The sequence below is a fragment of the Pseudomonas donghuensis genome (assembly GCF_000259195.1).
GTDB lineage: Bacteria > Pseudomonadota > Gammaproteobacteria > Pseudomonadales > Pseudomonadaceae > Aquipseudomonas > Aquipseudomonas donghuensis.
In genome coordinates this window covers 341,342-344,802 of sequence record NZ_JH650758.1, presented here as the reverse complement: position 1 = coordinate 344,802, position 3,461 = coordinate 341,342, and the positions used below count along the sequence as shown (strand labels likewise).

Genomic DNA, 3,461 nt, shown 5'->3' with positions numbered 1-3,461 from the left:
CACTACCTCGATCATCCTCAGCAGCAAGGGGGATCGCGGGCAGCCGGTTTGACACACCAGGCAATCATCCCCCCGGATGATCAGTTGCCCCACGTATAGGCTGGTTACAGGCTTGCCGCTTGACGGTAAAGCCTAGCGACCAAAAACTATACGCAGGTAACGTACAGAGCATGGAAGCACTTTTCGTCGAATTGCCGGCCTTTTCACGTTATCGCCACGACTACCTGGATGACGAGGCCTTCAGGTCCTTGCAGTTTGTTCTGATGCTCAATCCCCAGGCTGGCTCAGTCATCCAGGGTACAGGAGCCCTGCGCAACGCCAGTCGCTCAGACAGATGCTCGATCTGGAAATCGAAGCGAGGACTTAAAATGAAACGCGATGTTTTCTCCGAACTGAGCGAAGGCTTCGATGCCCTTGCCCAGGCGCGTCAGGGCAAGCTGACCCTGCGCTCGCACAAAGTACAACTCGCCGAGCTGATGGCGGTATCGGCCGAAGAGCTTGTGGCTATTCGTGAACGCCTGAACATGTCTCGCGCGGTATTCGCCATGTATCTGCGCACCAATGCCCGTACCCTGGAAAACTGGGAGCAAGGCAGGGCGCGCCCCAACGCCCAGGCTGTGACACTGATCCGCCTGGTAGAAAAATTCCCCGAAACCGTCGAGCACCTGGCCGCTTTGGCCTGACTCGTCGATTTGCCTTAAATAAGCGTCATAATGACCTGAATTAAATCATAACGACGACACTCTGCATCTTAATAACGTAACCCCCACCCCCTAAAATGACCACCAGTGTTTTTCTATACTCAAGCTCCGCACCCCGCGCAGCGCCTGGCAAGGTCACTTATGAACAAGAACAATCGCCACCCCGCCGACGGCAAGAAACCCATCACTATTTTCGGCCCGGATTTCCCGTTCGCCTTTGACGACTGGATCGAGCACCCGGCCGGCCTGGGCAGCATTCCAGCTGAACGCCACGGCGAAGAAGTGGCCATTGTCGGTGCCGGTATTGCCGGCCTGGTGGCAGCCTACGAGCTGATGAAGCTGGGCCTCAAGCCGGTGGTGTACGAAGCCTCGAAAATGGGCGGGCGCCTGCGTTCGCAAACCTTCGAAGGCACCGACGGGATCATCGCCGAGCTCGGCGGCATGCGTTTCCCGGTGTCGTCCACCGCGTTCTATCACTACGTCGACAAGTTGGGGCTGGAAACCAAACCCTTCCCCAACCCGCTGACCCCCGCTTCGGGCAGCACGGTAATCGACCTGGAAGGCCAGACCCACTACGCGGAAAAACTCTCCGACCTGCCCAAGCTGTTTCAAGAAGTGGCTGACGCCTGGGCCGATGCCCTGGAAGACGGCGCCCGCTTCGGCGATATCCAGCAGGCCATCCGCGATCGTGATGTGCCACGCCTGAAAGAACTGTGGAACACCCTGGTACCGCTGTGGGACGACCGCACCTTCTACGATTTCGTCGCCACCTCCAAGGCGTTCGCCAAGCTCAGCTTCCTGCACCGCGAAGTATTCGGCCAGGTCGGTTTCGGCACCGGCGGCTGGGACTCGGACTTCCCCAACTCGATGCTGGAAATCTTCCGTGTGGTGATGACCAACTGCGACGATCACCAGCATCTGGTCGTCGGCGGCGTCGAGCAGGTGCCGCTGGGCATCTGGCGCCATGTGCCGGAGCGCTGCGCGCACTGGCCGGCCGGCACCAGCCTGAGCTCGCTGCATCGCGGCGCGCCACGCCCCGGGGTGAAAAGCATTGCCCGCGACAGCGATGGGCGCCTGGCAGTGACCGATAACTGGGGCGACACCCGCCACTACGCCGCCGTGCTGACCACCTGCCAGAGCTGGCTGCTGACCACCCAGATCGAATGCGAAGAATCGCTGTTCTCGCAGAAAATGTGGATGGCCCTGGACCGCACCCGTTACATGCAGTCATCGAAGACCTTCGTCATGGTCGACCGGCCATTCTGGAAGGACAAGGACCCGCAAACCGGTCGCGACCTGATGAGCATGACCCTGACCGACCGCCTGACCCGCGGCACCTACCTGTTCGACAACGGCGACGACAAGCCGGGGGTGATCTGCCTGTCCTACTCGTGGATGAGCGATGCACTGAAGATGCTCCCGCACCCGGTGGAAAAACGCGTCAAGCTGGCCCTCGATGCGCTGAAGAAGATCTACCCGAAAGTCGATATCGCCGGGCATATCATCGGCGACCCGATCACCGTCTCGTGGGAGGCCGATCCGCACTTCCTCGGCGCCTTCAAAGGCGCCCTGCCCGGCCACTACCGCTACAATCAGCGTATGTACGCGCACTTCATGCAGCAGGACATGCCGACCGAACAGCGCGGCATCTTCATTGCCGGTGACGATGTGTCGTGGACCCCGGCCTGGGTCGAAGGCGCGGTGCAGACTTCGCTCAATGCGGTCTGGGGTATCATGACTCACTTCGGTGGGCATACCCACCCGGACAACCCAGGCCCGGGCGATGTGTTCAATGAGATCGGACCTATCGCCCTGGCCGACTGACGGGAGAATCGCCATGCGCATTGCCCTGTTCCAAGGCGAACCGCAACCGCTGGACCTGCCCGGCAACCTCGAGCGCCTGCACCAGCAGGCGCAACTGGCCGCTGCACGCGGCGCCGAGCTGTTGGTGTGCCCGGAGATGTTCCTGACGGGCTACAACATCGGTAGCGAAGCCGTGGCGCGCCTGGCCGAAGCCGAAGACGGCCCCTCGGCCATGGCCGTGGTGGAGATCGCCCAGAGCAATCGCATTGCCATCGCCTACGGCTACCCGGAGCTGGCGGACGACGGTCAGGTCTTCAATAGCGTGCAACTGATCGACGCCCACGGCAGCAGCCTGTGCAACTACCGCAAGACCCACCTGTTCGGCGGCCTCGACCGGGCGATGTTCAGCCCAGGCCCTGATCACTTCCCGGTGGTCGAGCTCAACGGTTGGCGTCTGGGGATTCTGATCTGCTATGACATCGAGTTCCCGGAAACCGCCCGACGCCTGGCCATGGCCGGTGCCGAGCTGATCCTGGTACCGACGGCGAACATGGTGCCCTTCGACTTCATCGCCCAGGTTACCGTGCGCGCCCGTGCCTACGAGAACCAGTGCTACCTGGTGTACGCCAACTACTGCGGCAGCGAAGACGAGATCCACTACTGCGGGCAAAGCAGTATCGTCGGCCCGGATGGCAGCATCCTGGCCATGGCCGGTCGTGACACGGCGCTGCTGAGCGCCGACCTGGAACTGCAGCGGGTACATCAGGGGCGGGCCAACACCCCTTACCTGCATGACCTGCGCCCCGAGCTCTACAGCACGCCGCGCCGATAATCCGCTAGCATGACGGTTCGCCTGCCTCCGGAGCCGCCATGCCCTGCGCCCTTCATCAACTGACCCTCGACAACGGCCTGCAGGTCAGCCTGCGCCATGCCCCGCAGCTCAAGCGTTGTGCGGCG

The 3,461-nt window shown here is 61.8% G+C and carries 4 protein-coding genes; all 4 read left to right on the top strand.

All coding sequences use genetic code 11. The features are described from left to right. Positions 1-368: 368 nt before the first annotated feature. Entirely contained in the window at positions 369-683 is a 315-nt protein-coding gene (locus UW3_RS0106160) for a helix-turn-helix domain-containing protein (protein ID WP_010221427.1), read from the top strand. Positions 684-842: 159 nt separating this feature from the next. Then, positions 843-2,525 (top strand): flavin monoamine oxidase family protein, encoded by a 1,683-nt coding sequence (locus UW3_RS0106155; protein ID WP_010221426.1) that lies wholly within the window; start codon positions 843-845, stop codon positions 2,523-2,525. A 13-nt stretch (positions 2,526-2,538) separates the two neighbouring features. Then, a complete protein-coding gene (locus UW3_RS0106150; protein ID WP_010221425.1) occupies positions 2,539-3,336 on the top strand; it encodes a carbon-nitrogen hydrolase family protein in 798 nt (265 codons plus the stop codon). 38 nt (positions 3,337-3,374) lie between these two features. Continuing rightward, positions 3,375-3,461 (top strand): hypothetical protein (locus tag UW3_RS30060; RefSeq protein ID WP_010221424.1); only part of this gene is annotated, 87 nt, incomplete at its 3' end.

Excerpts from the sequence above, each read along its gene's own strand:
- UW3_RS0106160 (WP_010221427.1), top strand. The coding sequence starts at position 369 with ATGAAACGCGATGTTTTCTCCGAACTGAGCGAAGGCTTCGATGCCCTT.
- UW3_RS0106155 (WP_010221426.1), top strand. The coding sequence starts at position 843 with ATGAACAAGAACAATCGCCACCCCGCCGACGGCAAGAAACCCATCACT.
- UW3_RS0106150 (WP_010221425.1), top strand. The coding sequence starts at position 2,539 with ATGCGCATTGCCCTGTTCCAAGGCGAACCGCAACCGCTGGACCTGCCC.